The sequence below is a fragment of the Pelomonas margarita genome, assembly GCF_043555875.1.
In the GTDB taxonomy this organism is placed as follows: Bacteria; Pseudomonadota; Gammaproteobacteria; order Burkholderiales; family Burkholderiaceae_C; genus Pelomonas; species Pelomonas margarita.
Map to the genome: position 1 here is coordinate 23,069 of NZ_JBIGHW010000006.1, position 22,195 is coordinate 45,263.

At 67.0% G+C, this 22,195-nt stretch carries 22 protein-coding genes, 1 tRNA gene and 1 pseudogene; 16 read left to right on the forward strand and 8 right to left on the reverse strand.

The features are described from left to right. Positions 1-361 precede the first annotated feature (361 nt). Positions 362-739 (forward strand): hypothetical protein, encoded by a 378-nt coding sequence (locus ACG0Z3_RS12450; RefSeq protein WP_394397812.1) that lies wholly within the window; start codon positions 362-364, stop codon positions 737-739. Then, positions 736-2,088, forward strand: coding sequence for a tRNA (N6-isopentenyl adenosine(37)-C2)-methylthiotransferase MiaB (miaB, locus tag ACG0Z3_RS12455; protein ID WP_394397813.1), 1,353 nt, complete (start codon positions 736-738; stop codon positions 2,086-2,088). Before ACG0Z3_RS12450 ends, miaB begins: the two co-directional genes overlap by 4 nt. Here miaB and ACG0Z3_RS12460 read toward each other — a convergent pair. Next, complete coding sequence (locus ACG0Z3_RS12460; RefSeq protein ID WP_394397814.1) at positions 2,078-2,353, reverse strand: hypothetical protein; 276 nt, start codon at positions 2,351-2,353, stop codon at positions 2,078-2,080. The genes miaB and ACG0Z3_RS12460 overlap by 11 nt on opposite strands. Positions 2,354-2,410: 57 nt before the next feature. On the opposite strand from ACG0Z3_RS12460, the gene hemA reads away from it, so the two are divergent. The 7 genes from hemA to ACG0Z3_RS12495 all read left to right on the forward strand — a co-directional run bounded on the left by hemA (position 2,411) and on the right by ACG0Z3_RS12495 (position 7,922). After that, positions 2,411-3,673: a glutamyl-tRNA reductase gene (gene hemA / locus ACG0Z3_RS12465; RefSeq protein ID WP_394397815.1), complete on the forward strand. Its 1,263-nt coding sequence runs from the start codon at positions 2,411-2,413 to the stop codon at positions 3,671-3,673. 67 nt (positions 3,674-3,740) lie between these two features. Next, positions 3,741-4,826, forward strand: a complete 1,086-nt coding sequence (gene prfA / locus ACG0Z3_RS12470) for a peptide chain release factor 1 (RefSeq protein ID WP_394397816.1) — start codon at positions 3,741-3,743, stop codon at positions 4,824-4,826. Next, complete coding sequence (gene prmC, locus ACG0Z3_RS12475; RefSeq protein ID WP_394397817.1) at positions 4,823-5,626, forward strand: peptide chain release factor N(5)-glutamine methyltransferase; 804 nt, start codon at positions 4,823-4,825, stop codon at positions 5,624-5,626. Before prfA ends, prmC begins: the two co-directional genes overlap by 4 nt. A 131-nt stretch (positions 5,627-5,757) precedes the next feature. Then, positions 5,758-6,330 carry a hypothetical protein gene (locus tag ACG0Z3_RS12480; protein ID WP_394397818.1) on the forward strand — a complete coding sequence of 191 codons (573 nt, stop codon included), beginning with the start codon at positions 5,758-5,760 and terminating at the stop codon, positions 6,328-6,330. Positions 6,331-6,386: 56 nt separating this feature from the next. Further along, positions 6,387-6,701: a Grx4 family monothiol glutaredoxin gene (grxD, locus tag ACG0Z3_RS12485; protein WP_268165094.1), complete on the forward strand. Its 315-nt coding sequence runs from the start codon at positions 6,387-6,389 to the stop codon at positions 6,699-6,701. Then, positions 6,701-7,264: a UbiX family flavin prenyltransferase gene (locus tag ACG0Z3_RS12490; RefSeq protein WP_394397819.1), complete on the forward strand. Its 564-nt coding sequence runs from the start codon at positions 6,701-6,703 to the stop codon at positions 7,262-7,264. Before grxD ends, ACG0Z3_RS12490 begins: the two co-directional genes overlap by 1 nt. A gap of 82 nt (positions 7,265-7,346) precedes the next feature. Continuing rightward, positions 7,347-7,922, forward strand: coding sequence for a hypothetical protein (locus tag ACG0Z3_RS12495; protein WP_394397820.1), 576 nt, complete (start codon positions 7,347-7,349; stop codon positions 7,920-7,922). Positions 7,923-7,930: 8 nt separating this feature from the next. Here the strand turns inward: ACG0Z3_RS12495 and ACG0Z3_RS12500 are convergent, their stop codons facing one another. The 3 genes from ACG0Z3_RS12500 to ACG0Z3_RS12510 all read right to left on the reverse strand — a co-directional run bounded on the left by ACG0Z3_RS12500 (position 7,931) and on the right by ACG0Z3_RS12510 (position 12,487). Further along, positions 7,931-10,063 carry a M3 family metallopeptidase gene (locus tag ACG0Z3_RS12500; protein WP_394397821.1) on the reverse strand — a complete coding sequence of 711 codons (2,133 nt, stop codon included), beginning with the start codon at positions 10,061-10,063 and terminating at the stop codon, positions 7,931-7,933. Positions 10,064-10,142: 79 nt separating this feature from the next. Next, positions 10,143-10,745 (reverse strand): lytic transglycosylase domain-containing protein, encoded by a 603-nt coding sequence (locus ACG0Z3_RS12505; RefSeq protein ID WP_394397822.1) that lies wholly within the window; start codon positions 10,743-10,745, stop codon positions 10,143-10,145. Next, positions 10,742-12,487: a proline--tRNA ligase gene (locus ACG0Z3_RS12510; protein WP_394397823.1), complete on the reverse strand. Its 1,746-nt coding sequence runs from the start codon at positions 12,485-12,487 to the stop codon at positions 10,742-10,744. The genes ACG0Z3_RS12505 and ACG0Z3_RS12510 overlap by 4 nt, the downstream gene beginning before the upstream one ends. Positions 12,488-12,627: 140 nt before the next feature. Between ACG0Z3_RS12510 and ACG0Z3_RS12515 the strand changes: the two genes are divergently transcribed. Then, a complete protein-coding gene (locus ACG0Z3_RS12515; RefSeq protein WP_394397824.1) occupies positions 12,628-13,212 on the forward strand; it encodes an RNA pyrophosphohydrolase in 585 nt (194 codons plus the stop codon). Positions 13,213-13,240: 28 nt separating this feature from the next. Here ACG0Z3_RS12515 and proB read toward each other — a convergent pair whose 3' ends face one another. The 4 genes from proB to rplU form a co-directional block, all read right to left on the reverse strand. Continuing rightward, positions 13,241-14,356, reverse strand: coding sequence for a glutamate 5-kinase (gene proB / locus ACG0Z3_RS12520; protein ID WP_394397825.1), 1,116 nt, complete (start codon positions 14,354-14,356; stop codon positions 13,241-13,243). Next, a complete protein-coding gene (gene obgE, locus ACG0Z3_RS12525) occupies positions 14,353-15,417 on the reverse strand; it encodes a GTPase ObgE (protein WP_394397826.1) in 1,065 nt (354 codons plus the stop codon). The genes proB and obgE overlap by 4 nt, the downstream gene beginning before the upstream one ends. A 135-nt stretch (positions 15,418-15,552) precedes the next feature. After that, positions 15,553-15,816, reverse strand: a complete 264-nt coding sequence (gene rpmA / locus ACG0Z3_RS12530; RefSeq protein ID WP_119043685.1) for a 50S ribosomal protein L27 — start codon at positions 15,814-15,816, stop codon at positions 15,553-15,555. A gap of 38 nt (positions 15,817-15,854) precedes the next feature. Beyond that, entirely contained in the window at positions 15,855-16,166 is a 312-nt protein-coding gene (gene rplU / locus ACG0Z3_RS12535) for a 50S ribosomal protein L21 (RefSeq protein ID WP_268165086.1), read from the reverse strand. Positions 16,167-16,514: 348 nt separating this feature from the next. Between rplU and ACG0Z3_RS12540 the strand changes: the two genes are divergently transcribed. From ACG0Z3_RS12540 to ACG0Z3_RS12565, 6 genes and pseudogenes are all read left to right on the forward strand, one after another. After that, the gene (locus tag ACG0Z3_RS12540) at positions 16,515-17,444 is read left to right on the forward strand and encodes a polyprenyl synthetase family protein (RefSeq protein WP_394398235.1); all 930 of its coding nucleotides are present in this window, start codon (positions 16,515-16,517) and stop codon (positions 17,442-17,444) included. Positions 17,445-17,465: 21 nt separating this feature from the next. After that, positions 17,466-17,542: transfer RNA gene (locus tag ACG0Z3_RS12545), tRNA-Pro, on the forward strand. Between the two features lie 334 nt (positions 17,543-17,876). Further along, positions 17,877-18,599: pseudogene (gene tnpC, locus ACG0Z3_RS12550) on the forward strand (IS66 family transposase); the annotation flags it as partial. Positions 18,600-18,623: 24 nt separating this feature from the next. Beyond that, positions 18,624-18,815 carry a transposase domain-containing protein gene (locus tag ACG0Z3_RS12555; RefSeq protein WP_394398237.1) on the forward strand — a complete coding sequence of 64 codons (192 nt, stop codon included), beginning with the start codon at positions 18,624-18,626 and terminating at the stop codon, positions 18,813-18,815. Between the two features lie 53 nt (positions 18,816-18,868). Beyond that, positions 18,869-19,453 (forward strand): plasmid pRiA4b ORF-3 family protein, encoded by a 585-nt coding sequence (locus ACG0Z3_RS12560; protein ID WP_394397828.1) that lies wholly within the window; start codon positions 18,869-18,871, stop codon positions 19,451-19,453. A gap of 682 nt (positions 19,454-20,135) precedes the next feature. Continuing rightward, a complete protein-coding gene (locus ACG0Z3_RS12565) occupies positions 20,136-22,184 on the forward strand; it encodes a hydantoinase/oxoprolinase family protein (RefSeq protein ID WP_394397830.1) in 2,049 nt (682 codons plus the stop codon). The last annotated feature ends 11 nt before the right edge of the window (positions 22,185-22,195 follow it).

Consider the following 22,195-nt stretch of genomic DNA (forward strand, 5'->3'; position numbering starts at 1 on the left):
GACGTGCTTCAGGCCGCAATCCCGGGCTGATTGCGCAATGAGAGCTTGCTTGGCGCTGCTTCATCTGCAACGCCGAAAAATCGAGCCCCCAAACGCCGCTCCGCGCTGCCGGAATCCCGGCTTGAGGGTATACACTTCAGGTCGACACTTCTGACATACCCAGGCCACTGGAGTGTTGTCCCAAGTGCTTGATTTTCCTCACGCAAGGAACCGATTTCGAACATGTTGGTGGTGGCTCCCTGAAGCGCCACCAAAATCCAAACGGCCCGAGCATCTGCTCGGGCCGTTTGTCTTTGCAGCGTCGTTTTCAACCCGCGGGCGATCGCCAGGTCGCCGCCCACGCAGCCACTGGACACATACCATGTACCGCTGTGCCCTTCCGCTGGTGCTTGCCGCCAGCAGCCTGGTCGCCCACGCCCAGCAGCACCGCCCCTTCCCTGCCCACGCGTTGCGCGGCGAACTCGTCATCACGCAGTTCCCCGACGCGACCATGAACGGCAAACCCGTGCGCCTGGCGCCCGGCAGCCGCATCAAGGGCGACACCAACCTCTGGATGCCGCCAGCAGGCCTCACCGGCCAGAAGCTCGTCGTCCACTACACGGTCGAGAGCAGCGGGCTGGTCATGGACGTCTGGGTGCTGAACCCGGTCGAGCTCGCCAACAAGCCCTGGCCCACCACGCCCGCCGAATCTGCCACGTGGCAGTTCATCCCCGCCAGCCAGACCTGGATCAAGCCATGACCGACACCTCCAAAAAGGTCTACATCAAGACCTTTGGCTGCCAGATGAACGAGTACGACTCGGACAAGATGGCCGACGTGCTGGGCGCCGCCAAGGGCTACACGCCGACTGACGACCCCGAGCAGGCCGACCTCATCCTTTTCAACACCTGCTCGGTGCGCGAGAAGGCGCAGGAGAAGGTCTTCAGCGACCTCGGTCGCGTGAAGCACCTGAAGGCCAAGGGCGTCATGATCGGCGTCGGTGGCTGTGTGGCTTCTCAGGAAGGCGCCGCCATCATCGAACGCGCGCCGTATGTGGACGTCGTCTTCGGCCCGCAGACGCTGCACCGTCTGCCGCAGATGCTGGAAGCCCGCCGCGAGCAGCGCCGCCCGCAGGTGGACATCTCCTTCCCCGAGATCGAGAAGTTCGACCACCTGCCACCGGCCAAGGTCGAGGGCGCGTCGGCCTTCGTGTCCATCATGGAAGGCTGCTCCAAGTACTGCAGCTACTGCGTGGTGCCCTACACCCGCGGCGAAGAGGTCTCGCGCCCGTTCGACGACGTGCTGACCGAGATCGCCGGCCTGGCCGACCAGGGCGTCATGGAGATCAACCTCCTGGGCCAAAACGTCAATGCCTACCGCGGCAAGATGGGCGACTCCAGCGAGTTTGCCGACCTGGCACTGCTGCTTGAGTACGCCGCCGAGATCCCCGGCATCCGCCGCCTGCGCTTCACCACCAGCCACCCCAACGAATTCAGCCCGCGACTCATCGAGGCCTACGGCAAGATTCCGCAGTTGGTGAACCACCTGCACCTTCCGGTGCAGCATGGCAGCGACCGCATCCTGATGGCGATGAAGCGCGGCTACACGGCGCTGGAGTTCAAGAGCATTGTGCGCAAGCTGCGCGCCATCCGCCCGGACCTGCGCCTGGCCAGCGACTTCATCGTCGGCTTCCCCGGCGAGACCGACGAGGATCACGCCAAGCTGATGAAGCTGGTACAAGACGTCGGCTTCGACGCGTCGTTCAGTTTCATCTTCAGTCCCCGCCCCGGCACGCCGGCAGCTGCCTTGGAGGACACGACGCCCTACGAAGTCAAGGTCAAGCGCCTGCAGGAACTGCAGGCCGCCATCGAGGCCCACGCAATCAGCATCTCGCAGGGCATGGTCGGCAAGGTCGAGAAGGTGCTCGTCACCGGCAACGCCCGCAAGGACGCCTCCGAGCTGATGGGCCGCACCGAGTGCAACCGCATCGTCAACTTCGCCGGCTCGCCGCGGCTGATGAACCAGCTGGTGGACGTGCGCATCACGACGGCCTTCGCGCACTCGCTGCGCGGCGAAGTCGTGACGACTGAAGACGTGCTCAGCGCCTGAGGCTGAACAGATACCACTGCGGCAGGGCCACGCCGAGCACCAGCAACGCGTAGCCCGCCATCCGGCCATCGCGCCCCAGCAGCACCAGCGACACGATCACGGCCACAGCACCGCCCGCCGAGCCCCAGCCCCACAGCCGCAGCCAGCGCAGCGGCTTCGCCTCGCGCCACCAAGCCAGCTTGATGGCCGCCGCCAGCAGCGCCGCCAGCCCCCAGGCCGGCGCGAACAGGTTGGCGATATGCCAGAAAGCATCCAAAGGGCTCATGCGGGGATTGATCCGTGTCAGGGGCGGCGAAGGCCGCGAATCCTACAATTGCCACCCATGTCGGTCTTCGCTCTCGGCCTGAACCACCACACTGCCCCGCTGGATCTGCGCGGGCGGTTTGCGTTCACGCTGGAGCAGCTCGCCCCGTCGCTGGCCGGCCTCCGCCAGAAGCTGCCCGGCGCGCCGGAGGCCGCCATCCTGTCGACCTGCAACCGCACCGAGCTCTATGTGGCCGCGCCGTCGACCCAGGTGCAGCCTGCCATCGCCTGGCTCGCGCAGACCGGCGGCGTGGATGCCGGCGCACTGCGCGAACATGCCTTTGTGATGCAGGGCAGCGCCGCCGCGCGCCACGCCTTCCGCGTCGCCAGCGGGCTGGACTCCATGGTGCTGGGCGAGCCCCAGATCCTCGGCCAGATGAAGCAGGCCGTGAAGGAGGCCGAAGCCGCCGGTGCGCTGGGCACCACGCTGCATCAGCTGTTCCAGCGCAGCTTCTCGGTGGCCAAGGAAGTGCGCAGCTCCACCGAGATCGGCGCTCACTCCATCAGCATGGCCGCCGCAGCCGTGCGCCTGGCCAGCCAGCTGTTCGAGGACCTGGCGCAGACCCGCGTGCTCTTCGTCGGCGCGGGCGAGATGATCGAGCTGACGGCGACGCACTTCGCCGCCCGCACGCCGCGCCACATGGCTGTGGCGAACCGCACGCTGGAGCGCGGCGAAAAGCTGGCCACGCACTTCGGCGCCGAGGCGCTGCGCCTGTCCGACCTGCCCGAGCGCCTGCACGAGTTCGACATCGTCGTGAGTTGCACCGCGTCCAGCCTGCCGCTGATCGGCCTGGGCGCCGTCGAGCGCGCGCTCAAGAAGCGCAAGCACCGCCCGATGTTCATGGTCGACCTGGCCGTGCCGCGCGACATCGAGCCCGAGGTCGCCCAGCTGGACGACGTCTACCTCTACACCGTCGACGAGCTCGCCCAGCAGGTGCAGACCGCCGGCGAGAAGCGCCAGGCCGCCGTCGAGCAGGCTGAGGCCATCGTCGAGACCGGCGTGCAAGGCTTCATGCACTGGCTGGACCAGCGCCACTCGGTGCCGCTGATCCAGGCCCTGCACGCCCAGGCCGATGACTGGCGCGCGGTGGAAATGGCCCGCGCCCGCAAGTTGCTGGCCAAGGGCGCAGATGTCGACGAGGTGCTGGACGCCCTCACCAAGGGCCTCACGCAGAAGCTGCTGCACGGCACGCTGGCCGAATTGCACGCCAGCGACGGCGAACAGCGCTTGCAGCTGGCGCAGACGGTCTCGCGCCTGTTCCTGCGCAACAAGCAGTCCTAGCGGCGCTCACCGCCGCCGCCCGGCGCCTGCGTGGCGCCGCCTCTGACTGCTTCTTCGATCACCGCCCATGAAAGACTCCCTGCGCCAGCAGTTCGACCGCCTCGGCTTCCGCCTCGCCGAGCTGGACACCATCCTCGCCGACGGCAGCATCGCGTCGGACATGAAGCGCTACCGCGCGCTGACCCGCGAGCAGTCCGAGGTGTCGGCCCTCGTCGAGCGCTACCGCCGTTATCAGGCGCACGAGGCCGACCTGTCCGCCGCCCGCGAGATGCTGGACGACCCCGAGATGGCCGGCATGGCCCGCGAGGAGATCGCTGCCAACGAAGCGGCGCTCACCGCGCTCGACCAGGAGCTGCAACTCGCACTGATCCCCAAGGACCCGGACGACGAGCGCAACGCCTTCCTCGAAATCCGCGCCGGCACGGGCGGCGACGAATCGGCGCTGTTCGCGGGTGATCTGGCGCGCATGTATCTGCGCTTCGCCGAGAGCCAGGGCTGGCGCACCGAGATCCTGTCCGAGAACGTGTCGGACTTGGGCGGCTACAAGGAACTGGTCGTCCGTGTCGAAGGCGACGGCGTCTACGGGCGCCTGAAGTTCGAGTCCGGCGGCCACCGCGTGCAACGCGTGCCGGCCACCGAGACCCAGGGCCGCATCCACACCAGCGCCTGCACCATCGCCGTGATGCCCGAGCCCGATGAGGCCGAGGCCATCACGCTGAACCCGGCCGACCTGCGCATCGACACCTTCCGCGCCAGCGGCGCCGGCGGCCAGCACATCAACAAGACGGACTCGGCCGTCCGCGTCGTCCACCTGCCCACCGGCATCGTGGCCGAGTGCCAGGACGGCCGCAGCCAGCACAGCAACAAGGCCAAGGCGCTGCAGGTGCTGCAGGCACGCATCCAGGAGAAGGAGCGCAGCGAGCGCGCCGCCAAAGAGGCCGCTACGCGCAAGGGCCTGATCGGCACCGGCGACCGCAGCGACCGCATCCGCACCTACAACTTCCCGCAGGGCCGCCTCACCGATCACCGCATCAACCTGACGCTCTACAAGCTCGGGCAGATCATGGACGGCGACCTGAGCGACGTCATCCAGGGCCTGCTGGCCGCGCAGGCCGCCGAGCAGCTGGCCGAGCTGGAAGCCGGCCGCGCATGACGGTCGACGAAGCCCTCGCCCTGGCCCGCCAGCTCGGCGTGGAGCGCGGCGACGCGCAGGCGCTGCTGGGCCACCTGACGGGCCAGGGCCGCGCATGGCTGGTCACACACGGTGACGCCCCCGTTGCTGGCGCTGAGAGCCTGCTCCACCGCCTGGCCGATGGCGAGCCGCTGGCCCACCTGACCGGCTGGCAGCCCTTCCACGGCCTGACGCTGGCTGTCACGCCCGCCACGCTGATCCCGCGCCCCGACACCGAGACGCTGGTCGACTGGGCGCTGGAACGGCTGGCCGCGCTGCCCGGCGAGCCCTGCATCGTCGACCTCGGCACCGGCAGCGGCGCCATCGCGCTGGCCCTCAAGGCCGCCTGCCCGCGCGCCCGGGTCACGGCCGTCGACGTCAGCGCCGACGCGCTGGCCGTCGCCCGCGCGAACGGTGAGCGGCTGGCGCTGGACATCGACTGGCGCCACGGCAGCTGGTACGCCCCGCTGGCAGGCGAGCGCTTCGACCTCGTCATCAGCAACCCGCCCTACATCGCCGGCGATGACCCGCACCTGCCCGCGCTGCGCCACGAGCCGCTGAGCGCGCTGACCCCCGGCGGCGATGGGCTGTCCGACTTGCAGGCCCTGATCGACGGCGCGCCCGGCCACCTGCACGCGGGCGGCTGGTTGCTGATGGAACACGGCTGGGACCAGGCCGACGCCATAGCCGCCCGCCTGGCCGCCCAGGGCTTGGCCCACGTGACGCTGCGCCGCGACCTGGCCGGCCGCGCACGCGCCAGCGGCGGCTGCTGGCTGGGGTGATCACGCCACAAGCGGCGCCCGCTCGCGGGTCTGCGTGATGTTTTGCCAGCAGTTCGTCATTCCCTCGAACGAATTGGCGGCGTAGTATCGAATCCCGGTGCCCTCTCGCCCGCACCGCGCAGGAGTCGATCATGTCCCGCCTCGCCCGCGCAGCCATCCTGAGCCTCTCTGCCGTTCTGCCGGCCACCGCCTTCGCCGACCTCACCGCCGGCACGCGCTGGCAGGCCCGCCTGCAACTCAGCAGCGCAGACACCAGCGCCGATGCCACGCCCCGTCTGGGCGGCTCGCGCATCCTCAGTGCCAACCTGCTGGGTGACTACTACCTCACCACCTCGGGCCTCAGCGGCGTCAGTGGCGGCCTGCGCGCCACTGGCGGCGTGCTGCTGGGCGCGGCTGCGATCTCGCAAAGCAGCAGCGGCCTCGCACTGGGCGGCGGCATGCTGTCCGCCGGCAGGCGCAGCGTGTCGCTGAGCCGACTAGACAACGAGGCGCTGGGCCATGGCAGCAGCCTGTCCTACGTGGGCATCGGCTACACCGGCCGCCTGGAGGGCAGCGGCTTGGCCTTCAGCGCCGACCTGGGCCTGATGTCCGGCAATCTGGGCGGCCTGCGCCTGGGGCGCAGCGCGGCCCAGGGCTTCGAGGACGCCATGCGCGACCTGCGCTTCAAGCCCTTGCTGCAGCTGGGCCTGGCCTACAGCTATTGAGCCCGGCCGGCCGCCGTCTCGGATAATCCGGGTTTCCTCACAAACCCGAGATCCCCATGAGCGACGTTCAGCAACGCATTGACGACCTGGTCAAGTCCAACCGCGTCATGCTCTTCATGAAGGGCACGGCCCAGTTCCCGATGTGCGGCTTCTCTGGCCGCGCCATCCAGATCCTGAAGGCTGCCGGCGCCACCGACATCAAGACCTTCAACGTGCTGGAAGACGAGGCCGTGCGCCAGGGCATCAAGGACTACGCCAACTGGCCCACCATCCCGCAGCTCTACATCAACGGCGAATTCGTCGGCGGCTCGGACATCATGATGGAGATGTACGAGTCGGGTGAGCTGCAGCAGGCGCTTTCGGCCGCCTGATGACTCAGAGACTGGTTGTCGGGCTGACCGGCGCCACCGGCGCGGCCTACGCGCTGCGCCTGCTGCGCCGTGCGCGCGAGCTGGGCGTGGAGACCCACCTCGTCGCCACGCCTGCCGGCATCCTGAACGCTCACCACGAGCTGGGGCTGGACCGCTCCTCGCTTGAGGCCGAGGCCAGCCACGCCCACTCGCCCGGCGATGTCGGCGCCTGCATTGCCAGCGGCAGCTTCTCGACCGCCGCAATGGTGGTGTCGCCCTGCTCGATGAAGTCGCTGGCCGCGATCGCGCATGGCCTGGGCGACAACCTGCTGACGCGCGCCGCGGACGTGACGCTGAAGGAGCGTCGCAAGCTCATCCTGATGGTCCGCGAGACGCCGTTCAACCTGGCCCACCTGCGCAACATGGTGGCCGTGACGGAGATGGGCGGCATCTGCTTCCCGCCGCTTCCAGCCTTCTACCACCACCCCAAGAACATCGACGAGATGGTCAATGAGACGGTGGAGCGGGTGCTGGAGCTGGCCGGTATCGCGCAGGCGCAGCCCAAGGTCTGGGCGGGGCTGTAGCACGGCATCGCCCAAGGAGCGTGGCCATTCCGCCGCTGTTGCAGCGTTAGGCTGCGGGCCGGTGCCGCACCATGCCGGCACCATGGTTTCCAGCATCAACAGCGCACTGCTCGGCTATCTGTCCACGCAAGGGCAGGACAGCAGCAAGGCCACCGCGTCCAGCGGCAAGTCGGCCAGCACCACCCTCTCGCCTGCCGCGATGCAGCGGGTGAGCGGTATGGCCAGGAACGCCGGCGCGATCCAGACGCTGGAAGACCGCCAAAAGACGCTTGCCGCTGACCTGCGTGCGGCGATGGAGAAAGCCGGCGTCAAGCTGACCGGCGCCATCGAGTTCACCATCAAGAGCGACGGCAGCGTGGACGTCAAGGGCAGCGAGGCCGACAAGGCCGCCACGCAAGCCTTTCTGAAGGCCGACACCAGCCGGCCCTCGTTCGCCAACCGCATCGCGACGCAGGCCAAGGAGGCGCTGCAGCTGTCGACGACGCTGCAGCAGAGCGCCGCCATCTCGCAGGCTGCCAAGGCGGCCCGGAGCACCGGTGGCGTCATGGCGCTCTACACCTCGCTGATGCAGCAGGCTGGCACGGCCAGCGTCAGCTTCTCGGTGTCCGCGACGGCGAGCACGCTGACCTACCCGGGTTCACTGGCGGCCCGGGCCTGAATCGTCGCTCAGGGCTTGGCGACCACCAATCCACGCCGCTCGAGCAGCGGCTCAATACGCGGCTCCCGGCCCACGAGGTTGCGGAACAACACCATCGCGTCCTCGCTGCCGCCACGCGACAGCAGCTTGGCGCGGAGTGCGTCGCCGTTGGCCCGCTGGAGGCCGCCCTTGGCCTGCAGCCATTCCACGGTGTTGGCGTCCAGCACCTCGCTCCAGATGTAGGCGTAGTAGCCCGCCGCGTAGCCGCCCATGATGTGGCTGAAATACGGCGTGCGGTAACGCGGCGGCACCGGGGCGAAGGCCACGCCCTCTTCCTGCAGCACGCGGGCCTCATCCTCCATCAGCGTGGCGGCCACCGGGGCCTGGCTGGCCTGGTGCAGGCGCTGGTCCAGCAGGGCCGACTGCAGGTAAGACAGCGTCGTGTAGCCCTGGTTGAAGCGCTGGGCACGCGCCACCTTGTCCAGCAACTCGCGCGGCATGGGCGCGCCGGTCTGGTGGTGCTTGGCGTAGTTGGCCAGCACGCTGGGCCAGTCGGCCCAGACTTCGTTGACCTGCGAGGGGTACTCGACGAAATCACGCGGCGTGCGCGCCAGGCTGGGGTAGCGGCTCTTGTTGAACATGCCGTGCAGGGCATGGCCGAACTCGTGGAACAGCGTGTTGACCTCGTCCCAGGTCAGCAGTGTGGGCTGGCCGGCCGGCGGCTTGGGCACGTTGAGGTGGTTGGCAATGACCGGCTGCGTACCCTCCAAGGCGTTCTGCCCCACATAGGCATTCGCCCAGGCGCCACCGCGCTTGGCTGGCCGCGCGTACATGTCGGCGATGAAGATGGCCAGCGGCTTGCCGTCGGTGTCGAAGACGTCATAGACCATCACGTCGTTCTGGTACACCGGCAGGTCCGTACGCCGCTTGAACGTGATGCCGTACAGCTTCTCGGCGGCGAAGAACACGCCGCGCTCCAACACGCTGGTCAACTCCAGGTAGGGCTTGAGCTGGCTCTCGTCGAAGCCGTACTTGGCCGCACGCAGCTTCTCGGCGTAGTAGCTCCAGTCCCAGGCCTGCAGCGCAAAGCTGGGCTGGCCCTTGGCGGCTTGCTCGCGGTCGATGAGCTTCTGCAGCTCGGCAGCCTCCTGCTTGGCCGACGCCAGCGCCGCCGGCGCGAGCTTGCGCAGCAGGGCATTGACGGCAGCCGGCGTGCCTGCCGTCTCGTCCTCCAGCACAAAGGCGGCTGGCGAGGCATGGCCCAGCAGCGCCGCGCGCTCCTGGCGCAAGGCGATCACACGGGCGACCGTCGCGCGCGTGTCGAAGCCATTGCCGCGGGCGCCACGGTCCACCGACGCCCGGTGCAGGCGCTCGCGCAAGGCACGGTTGTGCAGTGCGGCTTCAAAGGGCTGGATGGTGGTGTTGAGCAACGCGATGACGTACTTGCCTTCCAGGCCACGCTTCTTCGCGGCCTCGGCGGCAGCGGCAATCTGGCCAGGGCTCAGGCCGTCCAGCTCCTGCACGCTGTCGACCACCACGGCAGAGTCATTGACCTCGGCCAGCACCGCCTTGCTGAAGCTGGCACCCAGCGTGGCCAGCTCGGCATTGATGGCCCGCATGCGGGCCTTCTGCTCGTCATTGAGCAGTGCGCCGGCGCGCACCATCTCGCGACGGTAGCGCTCGATCAGGCGCTTGGCCTCGGCATTCGGGGCCGCCTTGTCACGGGCGGCGTACAGCGCCTCCACACGCGCAAAAAGCCTGGGGTTGAGCAGCACCGCGTCGCGCTGCGCGGCCAGCTTGGCGGCGTAGTCGGTCTGCAGCTTCTGGCGGGCGGGCGTGACATCGGCACCGATCAGCGCGAACAGCAGCGTCGTCGTGCGGCCCAGCAGCCGGCCGCTTTGCTCCCAAGCCACCAGGGTGTTTTCGAAGGTCGGCGCGGCGGGGTTGTCCGCGATGGCCTGGATCTCGACCAACTGCTCGGCCATGCCGCGATCCAGCGCCGGCGCGAAGTGCTCGTCGCGCACCTTGTCGAACTGCGGGTACTGCAACGGCAGCGGGCTGAGCGTCAGCAGCGGGTTGCCGGCGGGGGTCTGGGCCTGGCTCAGGCCGGCGGCCAGCAGGACGGACAGGAGCAGGGGCGCGAAGCGTTTGGCAGCGGGCATGGGGTGGTGTCTTGTGGACGAAGTCCTCAAGCCTAACCGGCCTGCGCCTGCGGGCCGAAAGCCATGCGCAGACGGCGCGCTAACGCTCGCCGGGCAGCAGCCACTGGCGCCGCGCAGCAAACACGGCGTTGGGGTACTCCGCGCGGCCACGGCTGCCGTTGTAGCGGCCTAGCGCCAGGAACAGGTCGCCCTTCTCCCGATCCAGATAGTGCCGCAGGATCACGCAGCCGAAACGCAGGTTGGTCTGCATATGGAACAGCGTCGAGGCGTTGCCGTCGCCGATCACGCGCGTCCAGAACGGCATGACCTGCATGTAGCCACGCGCGCCGGCCGTGCTGATCGCGTACTTGCGAAAGCCGCTCTCGACCTGGATCAGCCCCAGCACCAGCCCGGGCTCCAGGCCCGCGCGCTTGGCCTCGTACCAGACCGTCTCCAGGAACTCGATGCGGATCTGCGTCTCGGTCTTGCGCTTCTTGAGACGCTCGCTCATCTCGCCCAGCCAGCGCAGGTAGGCTACGCGCGCGTTGGGGTCGTCGAACCGCGGGCGCGGCGGTGCGGCCTGCGCGATGGAGGCGCTGAGCGCCGAGCGGATGGAGTCGGCCAGCGGCTCCTCCACCTGCGCCCCGGCCCGCGCCAGCAGCGGCGCGCCCAGCCCGACCAGCAGCAGAAGCCGGCGCTTCAAAGCTTGAGCTTGCCCTTCAGGTGGGCCACGATGTCCGCCACGGCCACCTTGGTCGCCGCCTCATCGCGGCGGCCCTGGTACTCGACCTGGCCTTCCTTGAGGCCGCGATCGCCCAACACCACGCGATGCGGCACGCCGATCAATTCCCAGTCCGCGAACATCGCGCCCGGGCGCTCACCGCGGTCGTCCAGCAGCACGTCCACGCCCAGCGCCTTCAGCTCACCGTAGAGCTTGTCGGCGGCGACCTTGACGTCCTCGCTGCGATCCGCGCCGATGGGGCAGACGACGACCGTGAACGGTGCGATCGAGTCCGGCCAGATGATGCCGCGCGCATCGTGGTTCTGCTCGATGGCGGCACCCAGGATGCGGGTCACGCCGATGCCGTAGCAGCCCATCTCCAGCAGCGCGGGCTTGCCGTTGACGTCCAGGAAGGTCGCGTTCATCGCGGCCGAGTACTTGGTACCCAGGTAGAACACATGGCCCACCTCGATGCCGCGCTGGATGGCGAGCACGCCTTTGCCGTCGGGCGACGGATCACCGGCGACAACGTTGCGAATGTCGGCCACGACATCGGGCTCGGGCAGGTCACGGCCCCAGTTGACGCCGGTGAAGTGGAAGTCCACCTCGTTGGCACCGCAGACGAAATCGGCCATGTTGGCTACCGTGCGATCGGCGACGATCTTCAACGGCGCCTTCAGGCCGATGGGGCCCAGATAGCCGGGCTTGCAGCCGAAGTGCGCGTCGATCTCGGCGCCCGTCGCGAAGCGGAAGCCGCCCTTCAGGCCTTCGACCTTGCCGGCCTTGACTTCGTTGAGCTCATGGTCGCCACGCACCAGCAGCAGCCAGACCTGACTCTTGACGATAGTGCCGTCCTTGTCCAGCTCGTCAGTAGCCAGCACCAGCGACTTGACGGTCTGCGCCAGCGGCAGGCCCAGCAGTTCAGCGACATCAGCGCAGGTGCTCTTGCCCGGCGTAGGCGTCTTGACCAGCGGCTGAGTCGCCGCCCCACGTTCAGCCGTCAGCGCCACGCCTTCGGCCAGCTCGATGTTGGCCGCGTAGTCGCTGGTGGGGCAGTAGACGATGGCGTCCTCGCCGGTCTCGGCGATGACCTGGAACTCGTGCGAGCGGTCGCCGCCGATGGCGCCGGTGTCGGCCGCTACGGCGCGGTACTCCAGGCCGAAGCGCTCGAAGATCTTGCAGTAGGCCGCGTACATGTTGTCGTAGCTGCGGCCGGCGGACTCCACGTCACGGTCGAAGGAGTAGGCGTCCTTCATCGTGAACTCGCGGCCACGCATCAGGCCGAAGCGCGGACGGCGCTCGTCGCGGAACTTGGTCTGGATGTGATAGAAGTTTTTCGGCAGCTGGCGGTAGGAGCGCAGCTCCTGGCGGGCGATGTCGGTGATGACTTCCTCGCTCGTCGGCTGCACGATGAAGTCACGGCCATGGCGATCCTTCACGCGCAGCAGCTCCGGGCCCATCTTGTCGAAGCGGCCGGTCTCCTGCCACAGCTCGGCGGGCTGGATGACGGGCATCAGGCACTCGACAGCACCAGCCGCGTCCATCTCCTCGCGGATGATCTTCTCAACCTTGCGGATCACCCGCAGGCCCATGGGCATGTAGTTGTAAATGCCGGCGCCCAGGCGCTTGATCATGCCCGCGCGCATCATCAGCTTGTGGCTGACGATCTCCGCGTCCGCGGGCGCTTCCTTGAGGGTGGAGATGAAGAACTGGGAGGCTTTCATGGCGGGGCTGGAATGCGAAGGCCGGGTGAAAACCCGGCCAAGTCACGACAAAAAGGAGAGAAATCTTCGGGTTAGCGAGGGCGCTACCGCGATCGCGGCCCGATGCAATAATCGAACCAACTAGAGATTTGAGGTTGATTATGCTCGACCGTGAAGGCTTCCGCCCCAACGTCGGCATCATCCTGCTCAACCAGCGCAACGAGGTGTTCTGGGGCAAACGCATCCGGACGCATTCGTGGCAGTTCCCGCAAGGGGGCATCAAACACGGTGAGACGCCAGAGCAGGCGATGTTCCGAGAGCTCCACGAAGAAGTGGGGCTCACACCAGAGCATGTGCGCATCCTTGCGCGAACGCGTGACTGGCTACGCTATGAAGTGCCTGAGCATTTCATCCGACGCGACGCGCGCGGCCACTACCGCGGCCAGAAGCAGATCTGGTTCCTGCTGCAGATGGCCGGGCGCGACTCCGACGTCAACCTGCGCGCCACTGATCACCCCGAGTTCGACGCCTGGCGCTGGAACGAGTACTGGGTGCCGCTGGAAGCCGTCATCGAGTTCAAGCGCGGCGTCTACGAGATGGCGCTGACCGAGCTCGCCCGCTTCTTGCCCCGCATCAACCACCACAACCGCTATCTGCGCGCCGGCATGCGGCCGGCCCATCGGGAACGGCACAGCGCGCCCGCGCCACTGGATGCGGCGCCCGCCAAAAGCGATCCACCGGCCTGACCTGCCAGGTGGCGCGGGGCGAGCCCGCCTAGCGAAGCACCAGGTTGTCGCGGTGGATCAGTTCCGGCTCGGCCGCATAACCCAGCAGGCTCTCGAATTCCGATGATGGCTTGCGTGCGATGAGCCGCGACTCGGCGCCCGAGTAGTTCGCCAGCCCACGCGCCAGCTCGGTGCCATCCGGCGCCAGCACGGCGATGACGTCGCCGCGGTGGAAGTCACCCTGCACCTCGGTGACGCCGATGGGCAGCAGGCTCTTGCCCTCGCCTCGCAGCTTGGTCACGGCACCGGCGTCCACCGTCACGGCGCCGCGCATCTGCAGGTGATCGACCATCCACTGCTTGCGCGCCTGCAGCTTGGCGGTGGCGGCGTGCAGCGCCGTGCCGATTGCCTCGCCGCGCGCCAGTCGCAGCAGCACGTCGGGCTCACGCCCCCAGGCGATGACGGTCCCCGCGCCGCTTCCGGAGGCCCGCTTGGCCGCGAGGATCTTGGTCAGCATGCCGCCGCGGCCGATGCTGGACCCGGCGCCGCCGGCCATCAACTCCAGCTCGGGATCGCCGGCTTGGGCGTTGTCGATAAAGCGGGCGTTCGGGTCCTTGCGCGGGTCGGCCGAATACAGGCCGCGCTGATCGGTCAGGATGACCAGCGCATCGGCCTCGACAAGGTTGGCCACCAGCGCGCCCAGCGTGTCGTTGTCGCCGAACTTGATTTCGTCATTGACGACCGTGTCGTTCTCGTTGATGACCGGCAGCACGCTGTGCGCCATCAGCGTCAGCAGCGTCGAGCGCGCGTTCAGGTAGCGCTCGCGGTCGGCCAGATCGGCGTGCGTCAGCAGCACCTGCGCGCTGTGCATGCCATGTGCGCTGAGCTGGCTCTCGTACATCTGCGCCAAGCCCATCTGGCCGACCGCAGCGGCGGCCTGCAGCTCATGCAGTTCCTTGGGCCGTGTCGTCCAGCCCAGGCGCTTCATGCCCTCGGCAATCGCGCCGCTGGACACCATGACCAGCTCACGCCCCTCGCCCGCCAAGGCCGCCAGCTGGCGGCTCCAGTTCGCAATCGCCTCGGCATCCACGCCGCGGCCCTCGTTGGTGACGAGGCTGGAACCGACTTTGACAACGATACGGCGCGCGCTGGACAGCAAACTCATTCGGCAGGATCAGGGGAATCGAAACGGACATCGCGCTCTTCGATGACGCGCTGCTCGGCGGCAACGTGGTCGTAGATCGCATGGATCAGCGGCTGGCAGCCTTCGCGGGTCAGTGCCGAGATCTCGAAGACCGGGCCCTTCCACTTGTAGCGCTTGACGAAGTCCTTCACGCGCGCAGCGCGCTCGTCATCGGGCACCATGTCCAGCTTGTTCAGAACCAGCCAGCGCGGCTTGGCGTGCAGCTCGGCGTCGTACTTCTTCAGTTCCGCGACGATGGCCTTGGCTTCCTTGACGGGATCGACCTCGGGGTCGAACGGTGCCAGGTCGACGACATGCAGCAGCAGCCGCGTGCGCTGCAGATGGCGCAGGAACTGGTGGCCCAGGCCGGCGCCTTCCGCCGCGCCCTCAATGAGGCCGGGAATGTCGGCGACAACGAAGCTCTTCTCCGGCGCGACGCGAACGACCCCCAGGTTGGGGTGCAGCGTCGTGAACGGATAGTCGGCGATCTTCGGCCGGGCGTTGGAGACCGCCGTGATCAGCGTGGACTTGCCCGCGTTTGGCTGACCCAGCAGGCCCACGTCGGCCAGCACGCGCAGCTCCAGCCGCACCTTCTTGATCTCACCCGGCCAGCCCGGCGTCTTCTGCCGCGGCGCGCGATTCGTCGACGTCTTGAAATGCAGGTTGCCGAAGCCGCCGTCGCCGCCCTTGCACAGCAGGATGCGCTCGCCCTGCTCCAACAATTCGCCAATGACGGACTCGGTTCCCAGGTCCGTGATGATGGTGCCGACCGGCATGCGCAGCACGATGTCGTCGGCGGCTGCACCGAAGCAGTCAGAGCCTCGCCCGGCCTCGCCGTTGCGCGCCTCATGGCGGCGCGCGTAGCGGTAGTCGATCAGCGTATTCAGGTTGCGGTCGGCCTCGGCCCAGACGCTGCCACCCTTGCCGCCATCACCACCGTCGGGCCCGCCAAACGGAATGAACTTTTCGCGGCGAAAGCTCGCGCAGCCAGCTCCACCGTTCCCGGCGGCAACATCGATGGTGGCTTCGTCAACGAATTTCATGGCGTTTGGCCATCGTAATGGCTGGGTTGAATCCGGCGCACCGTCGTGCAACGCGCCAGACTTCAGAAATGACAAAGCCCCGGCAGGCCGGGGCTCGTGTGTCGGGCGATGTGTTCGCCCGCAATCGCTGTTGCCTTAGGCAGCCAGCGGGGTCACGACAACCGTCGAACGGTTGTTGGCGCCCTTGACGGTGAAGCTCACGTGGCCATCAACCAGCGCGAACAGCGTGTGGTCCTTGCCGATGCCGACGTTGACGCCGGGGTGGAACTTCGTGCCGCGCTGGCGGACGATGATCGAGCCAGCGGAGATCAGTTCACCGCCGTAAGCCTTGACGCCCAGCATCTTGGGCTTGGAGTCGCGGCCGTTCCGTGTAGAACCGCCGCCCTTTTTCTGTGCCATGTTTAGCTCCTAGAAATTAGCGTAAGAAGAGGTTGGGATCAGCCGTTCACCGCGCTGATTTCCAGCTCGGTGTAGTTCTGGCGATGGCCCTGGCTCTTCTTGTAGTGCTTGCGACGGCGCAGCTTGAAGATGCGAACCTTGTCGTGCTTGCCATGGCTGACAACCGTGGCGCTGACGGTGGCACCAGCCACCAGCGGCGCGCCAACGGTCAGGCCGTCGCCGCTACCAACAGCCAGCACTTGGTCCAGAGTGACCACAGCGCCAACTTCAGCGTCGAGCAGCTCGACCTTGATCTTCTCGCCGGCAGCAACCTTGTATTGCTTGCCGCCAGTCTTGATGACTGCGTACATAAACTTCCTTTCACACCCGAAGGTGCATCACCGAACTGCCGCCGCAGCTTGAGCCACCGCGCTTTGTTCAGCCTTTTTGTGGGTTTTTGATGCTCTCAGCAACATCGCACACACCAGTACGCCAGGCACACGAATTGCAAAGAGCCCGCGAGTATACCCGCATCTTTACGCCAAGAGCAATGCGGGCCCTCGCGCGGACCGACAACATCAAGCCAGACAAGCGCCACGAACAATGCAACGGCGGTCACTACAATCGCGAATTTCTTCGCTTGAGAGACAAGAGTGCGCGTCGAGTCTGCCTCGCCCCCACCCCAAATTGCCGAGGCACTCGCCCTGCTGACCGCCGAAATGGCGCAGGTCGACGCAGTGATCGCGCAGCGCCTGAGCTCCGAGGTCGCGCTGATCGACCAGATCGCCCAATACATCGTGCATGCCGGCGGCAAGCGCATGCGCCCCAAGCTCGTGCTGCTGTTCGCCAATGCACTGGGCTTCGAGGGCGCAGCGCGCCTTGAACTGGCGGCCGTCGTCGAGTTCATCCACACCGCCACGCTGCTGCATGACGACGTCGTCGACGAATCGTCGCTGCGTCGCGGCAAGCCGACCGCCAACGCACTGTTCGGCAACGCCGCCAGCGTATTGGTGGGCGACTTCCTGTACTCGCGCGCTTTCCAGATGATGGTCTCGGTCGACCGCATGCGCGTGCTGGAAGTGCTGGCCGAGGCGACCAACGTCATCGCCGAGGGAGAGGTCCTGCAGTTGATGAACATGCACGACCCCGACATCACCGTCGAGAGCTACCTGCGCGTCATCCGCTTCAAGACCGCCAAGCTGTTCGAAGCCAGCGCGCGACTGGGCGCTGTGCTCGCGAATGCGTCACCCGAGATCGAAGACGCCTGCGCCGGCTACGGGCGCGCACTGGGCACGGCGTTCCAGCTCATCGACGACGTGCTGGACTACGAAGGTGATACGCACGAACTCGGCAAGAACATCGGCGATGACCTGCGCGAAGGCAAGACGACGCTGCCGCTGCTGATCGCGATGGAACGCGCCACGCCGGAGCAACGCGCGCTGTTGCGCCACGCTATCGAGGAAGGCGAGCTCGACAAGCTGCAGGACATCGTCGCCATCGTGCGCTCCACAGGCGCACTGGAATCCACCCGCGAAGCCGCCCGCACTGAGGCGCAGCACGCCGGAGAGTGCCTCAAGCTGCTGCCTCGCAACAAGTGGTCAGAATCTCTGCTAGAATTCGCAATTCAGTCAGTTGAGCGCCACTCCTGAAGTGGTAATCAGCAAAGGCATCGGGGTGTAGCTTAGCCTGGTAGAGCGCTACGTTCGGGACGTAGAGGCCGGAGGTTCGAATCCTCTCACCCCGACCAGGCAAAAAACGGAAAAGCCCAAGTGAATCAAGCACTTGGGCTTTTTTACTTTTGATCGGCATTCATGTCGTTTTAGAGCAAATCCCCCGGGTCGTTGTCCCAAATTTGTCCCATTGCTCTGCACCGCCATGAATGCCGGGCGCGCAGGCATGTCGGCCTAGCCTTTGACACTCGACCATCAAGACGCTACGGTTCGCGTGCAGCCATGAACAACGATTCAAAGCGACGCCAGTGACCAGCATTCACGACCTCAAGCAAGTTCGCAGCGCGGCCATGCTCGTCGCTGGTGTTGCTTGCGCACTGGGGTTTGCCGGCAGCCTGGCGGGGATGCTTGGTGACCAATTGCGGTGCATTGTTGACACCGCTGGCCGAGGCGGTGGGCCGCTACGTGCTTCGAGCGCACAAGGTCCACGGCGACGACACACCGATCCGCGCGCTGGGCGGCAAGGGCAACAAGGCCCACACGGGTCGGCTGTGGGTTTATGTTCGCGATGACCGCCCCAGCGGCGACCAGGCGCCGCCGGCGGTGTGGTTCCAATACTCTGCCGACCGCAAGGGCGAGCACACTGCGCGGCACCTGAAGAACTTCCAAGGCGTGCTGCAAGCCGACGCGTTCGCCGGCTAGAACGCGATCTACAAAGACGGCCGGGTCACGGAGGCTGGGTGTTGGAGCCACGCCCGCAGAAAGCTGTGGGACCTGCACGTCAAACAGCAGCGCCTGCCGGGCACGCTGGCGCACCAGGGCTTGGTGCGCATTGGCGAGCTGTTCAAGGTCGAGGCCGAGGTGAACGGGCGCTCGGCACTGCGACGACGACGAATGCGCCAGGTGCGCTCGGTGCCTGTACTTAGGGAGCTCAAATCCTGGATGAACGAGACGTTGGCGCAGGTGTCGGCGAAGTCGCCGCTGGCCTTGGCCATCGGCTACTCCTTGAGCAACTGGACGGCGCTGACGAACTTCGTTGATGACAGGCGTATTGACGCGCACGACAACACGGCTGAGCGCGCCCTGCGTGGCGTGGCGATCGGCAGAAAGAACTACCTGCACGTGGGCTCAGACGTGGGCGGCCAGACCGCAGCGGTCATGTACACGTTGCTGGGCACGGCCAAGCTGAACGGCATCAACCCGCAGCGCTACCTGCGTCACGTCCTGGAGCGCATTGCTGACCAGCCGAGCAACCGCATCGACGAGCTGCTGCCATGGGTGGTTGCGGCGAAGTGGGCGCAAGAGGCTGCCTCCGCGACCGAGGTTCAAGCGCTGCCAATGGCCGCCTGAGCAACGGTCGCACCTGGCAGCCGAACCAGGCGTCGTTCAGTAAAGTGGGCGCCATGAGCCAGTCCACCCTGTTCGAGCCCGGCGCATCGACGCTGGCCTACCAAATCTACGTCGAGCTCGAGCGGGTCAAGCCCAAGGTGTGGCGGCGCTTCCTCGTGCCCGACACGATCGAGCTGCCTCGTCTTCACGTGACGCTGCTGTGGGGCACGGGGTGGGATGGCGGCCACATCCACGAGTTCGAGTTCGCAGACGCCAACTACGTAGCGCAGGAGCCCAACTCAGAGTTGCCGGACGACGCGCTGGACGAGGAAGGAGTGACGCTGCGACAGGCGCTGGGCCGCAGCAGGTCGTTCCGCTATGTCTACGACTACGGCGACGCCTGGTGGCACAAGGTCAAGGTCGAGAAGGTCGTCGAACTCGACGCACCGATTGCGCTGGCGATTTGCATCGGAGGCGAGAACGCATGCCCGCCAGAGGACATCGGCGGAGCTGGTGGGTACGAAGAATTCCTGGAGATCATGGCCGACCCGGCGCATCCGGAGTACGCCGAGAAAAAGGAATGGATCGGCCGCGACTTCGACCCGAAGGAGTTCAGCATCGAAGAGACCAACCGCCGCCTCACGCCAGAGGTCTACTGATCGTCGCGGGTAGTGGTCGGACTATTACACTGGAGCGCCGCAACGACTACTACGAGCAGCTTGAGCGCGCCCAGCGCGGCGGGCTCGATGTGACCGACTGGGTGTTGTGGTTCTTGCATCAGGTCCAGGTGTCATGCGAGGAGGCATCTAGGACCGTCGACGACACTTTGGCCAAAGCGAGGTTCTGGATGGACCACAGCAACAAGGCCCTGAGTGAGAGTCAACGCAAGGTCGTGAACCTGCTGCTCGACGCTGGCCCCACGGCTTCGAAGGTGGGATGAGCACCAAGAAATACGAGAGCATCGCAGGCACTTCCCGCGCCACGGCGTCGCGAGAGCTCATCGAGTTGGAAGACCTCAATTTGCTTGCCCGGGCAGGCGCTGGGCGCTCGACACGGTACTACGTGAACCTGCTTGGTTGGGGTCCTGACGAGGCGGTCTAGACTCGCCTCCGATGCAGTATCAAACCGGTTGCAGCAAACTGGCCAAACCTCTCTCGCTTCCACTATCAAGCCAGAGCACGTTGCGTCAATTTCGCGGCAGCGGGCTCGCTTGCCCCGTCACTGAACAACTTCCTCTAGAGGCCATCAGGCGAACAAACCGCGCCCTCGGTTTCTGAACTCGCGCCGCCGTCCGAAGAATGCCTCCATCCGTCCTTCCGGGGACGACTTGCTGGAGCAAACATGGCCTTTCGCCTGGGTGTGGACGTGGGCGGCACGTTCACCGATCTACTGCTGTTCAACGACACTGACGGACGCTTCTGGCGGCACAAGACGCCGTCCACGCCGCATGACTCGTCCGAGGGCATCCTCAACGGCGTGAACGCCATCTGCGACAAGGCGGGCATCGCGCCGTCGCAGGTCGAGTTCTTCCTGCACGGCACGACCGTGGCCACCAACGCGGTGCTGGAGGGCAAGGGCGCACGCGTCGGGCTGGTGACGACCGAGGGCTACCGCCAGATCATGCAGATCGCGCGCAGCTTCGTGCCGGGCGGCCTGGCCGGCTGGATCGTCTGGCCCAAGCCCGAGCCGCTGGCCGCGCTGCAGGACACCTTCGAAATCACCGGCCGCATGGACGCCGAGGGCCGCGAGACCGCCCCCATCGACGAGGCGCAGATCCGCCAGGTGCTGACCACGCTGCGCGACGCCGGCATTCAGGCGCTGACCGTCAGCCTCATCAACGCCTACCTGAACGGCGCGCACGAGAAGCGCGTCGGCGAACTGGCCGCGGAGATCATGCCGGACGTGCCCATCTCGCTGAGCCATGAGGTGCTGCCCGAGATGCAGGAGTACGAACGCACGCTGACCACGGTGGCCAATGCCAGCATGCGCCCGGTCGTCGGCAAGTACGTGCGGAACCTGCGCGACAAGCTGCGCGGCGCCGGCATGAGCGGCTCGCTGAGCCTGCTGCGCTCCGACGGCGGCCTGATGTCGTCCGAGAAGTCCGAGTTGCAGCCGGTCAACCTGCTGATGTCCGGCCCGGCCGGCGGCGTTACGGGTGCCATCTGGGTGGGCCGCAACGCCGGCATCAAGAACATCCTGACGCTGGACGTTGGCGGCACGTCCACGGACGTCGCGCTGATCGAGAACCTGGACGCGCGCCGCCAGCGCAGCACCGAGGTGGCCCACCTGTCGGTGCGCGCATCGGCGCTGGACGTGAAGACGGTGGGTGCTGGTGGCGGCTCCATCGCCTACGTGCCCGAGCTGACCAAGGCGCTGCGCGTCGGCCCGCAGTCGGCTGGCGCCGTGCCCGGCCCGGTGGCCTACCAGAAGGGCGGCACGCAGCCGACCGTGACCGACGCCAACGTCGTGTTGGGCTACCTGCCGGAGAACCTGCTGGGCGGCACCTTCAAGCTGGACCGCGAAGGCGCCAAGAAGGCGGTGCAGGGCATCGCCGACGCGCTCGGCATCGGCCTGATGGAAGCCGCACGCGGCATCATTGACATCGTCAACGAGAACATGTTCGGCGCGCTGCGCATGATCTCGGTGCAACAGGGCTACGACCCGCGCGACTTCGCGCTGATGGGCTTCGGTGGCGCCGGCCCGCTGCACGTCAACGCGGTGGCGCGGCTGATGGGCTCGTGGCCCGCGATCTCGCCGGTGTCTCCGGGCGTGCTGTGCGCACTTGGCGACGCGACGACGCGCATGCGCACGGAGACCGCTCGCAGCTTCTCGCGCCGCGTGGCGGAGACGAACGAAGAATCGGTCATCACGCTACTGTCCGAGATGGCCGAGCAGACCCGCGCCGAGCTGCGCGCCGAGGGCATCGCCGACGCCGACATCACCAGCCTGTTCGAGCTGGACGTGCGCTACGAAGGCCAGGCCTTCGAGGTGCCGCTGTCCATCGACCCAGACACGCTGCGCCGTGACGGTCTGGCCGGCGTCACCGCCCGCTTCGACGCCGAGCATCTGCGTCTGTTCACGTTCAACATGGACTCGGCCCATGAGCTGGTCAACCTGCGCGCCGTGGCCATGGGCCCGGCGCTGGAGCTGCCTGCGCCGCCGCTGGCCAAGAGCGACGGCAACGTCGCGCGCGCCAAGGTCCGCGACCACCAGCTGTGGGCCGGCGGGCAGATGGTGCCCGCCGTCATCTACGACCGCGCCAGGCTGCTGGCCGAGGACGTGATCCCCGGCCCGGCCATCGTCGTCGAGATGGACTCGACCACGCTGATCGAAGCCGGCTGCGTCGGCACCGTCGACCACGTCGGCAACATCCTGATCCACCTGGCCTGACGAGGACAACC

Excerpts from the sequence above, each read along its gene's own strand:
- ACG0Z3_RS12450 (WP_394397812.1), top strand. The coding sequence starts at position 362 with ATGTACCGCTGTGCCCTTCCGCTGGTGCTTGCCGCCAGCAGCCTGGTC.
- miaB (WP_394397813.1), top strand. The coding sequence starts at position 736 with ATGACCGACACCTCCAAAAAGGTCTACATCAAGACCTTTGGCTGCCAG.
- ACG0Z3_RS12460 (WP_394397814.1), bottom strand. The coding sequence starts at position 2,353 with ATGAGCCCTTTGGATGCTTTCTGGCATATCGCCAACCTGTTCGCGCCG.
- hemA (WP_394397815.1), top strand. The coding sequence starts at position 2,411 with ATGTCGGTCTTCGCTCTCGGCCTGAACCACCACACTGCCCCGCTGGAT.
- prfA (WP_394397816.1), top strand. The coding sequence starts at position 3,741 with ATGAAAGACTCCCTGCGCCAGCAGTTCGACCGCCTCGGCTTCCGCCTC.
- prmC (WP_394397817.1), top strand. The coding sequence starts at position 4,823 with ATGACGGTCGACGAAGCCCTCGCCCTGGCCCGCCAGCTCGGCGTGGAG.
- ACG0Z3_RS12480 (WP_394397818.1), top strand. The coding sequence starts at position 5,758 with ATGTCCCGCCTCGCCCGCGCAGCCATCCTGAGCCTCTCTGCCGTTCTG.
- grxD (WP_268165094.1), top strand. The coding sequence starts at position 6,387 with ATGAGCGACGTTCAGCAACGCATTGACGACCTGGTCAAGTCCAACCGC.
- ACG0Z3_RS12490 (WP_394397819.1), top strand. The coding sequence starts at position 6,701 with ATGACTCAGAGACTGGTTGTCGGGCTGACCGGCGCCACCGGCGCGGCC.
- ACG0Z3_RS12495 (WP_394397820.1), top strand. The coding sequence starts at position 7,347 with ATGGTTTCCAGCATCAACAGCGCACTGCTCGGCTATCTGTCCACGCAA.
- ACG0Z3_RS12500 (WP_394397821.1), bottom strand. The coding sequence starts at position 10,063 with ATGCCCGCTGCCAAACGCTTCGCGCCCCTGCTCCTGTCCGTCCTGCTG.
- ACG0Z3_RS12510 (WP_394397823.1), bottom strand. The coding sequence starts at position 12,487 with ATGAAAGCCTCCCAGTTCTTCATCTCCACCCTCAAGGAAGCGCCCGCG.
- ACG0Z3_RS12515 (WP_394397824.1), top strand. The coding sequence starts at position 12,628 with ATGCTCGACCGTGAAGGCTTCCGCCCCAACGTCGGCATCATCCTGCTC.
- proB (WP_394397825.1), bottom strand. The coding sequence starts at position 14,356 with ATGAGTTTGCTGTCCAGCGCGCGCCGTATCGTTGTCAAAGTCGGTTCC.
- obgE (WP_394397826.1), bottom strand. The coding sequence starts at position 15,417 with ATGAAATTCGTTGACGAAGCCACCATCGATGTTGCCGCCGGGAACGGT.
- rpmA (WP_119043685.1), bottom strand. The coding sequence starts at position 15,816 with ATGGCACAGAAAAAGGGCGGCGGTTCTACACGGAACGGCCGCGACTCC.
- rplU (WP_268165086.1), bottom strand. The coding sequence starts at position 16,166 with ATGTACGCAGTCATCAAGACTGGCGGCAAGCAATACAAGGTTGCTGCC.
- ACG0Z3_RS12540 (WP_394398235.1), top strand. The coding sequence starts at position 16,515 with ATGGCGCAGGTCGACGCAGTGATCGCGCAGCGCCTGAGCTCCGAGGTC.
- ACG0Z3_RS12555 (WP_394398237.1), top strand. The coding sequence starts at position 18,624 with ATGTACACGTTGCTGGGCACGGCCAAGCTGAACGGCATCAACCCGCAG.
- ACG0Z3_RS12560 (WP_394397828.1), top strand. The coding sequence starts at position 18,869 with ATGAGCCAGTCCACCCTGTTCGAGCCCGGCGCATCGACGCTGGCCTAC.
- ACG0Z3_RS12565 (WP_394397830.1), top strand. The coding sequence starts at position 20,136 with ATGGCCTTTCGCCTGGGTGTGGACGTGGGCGGCACGTTCACCGATCTA.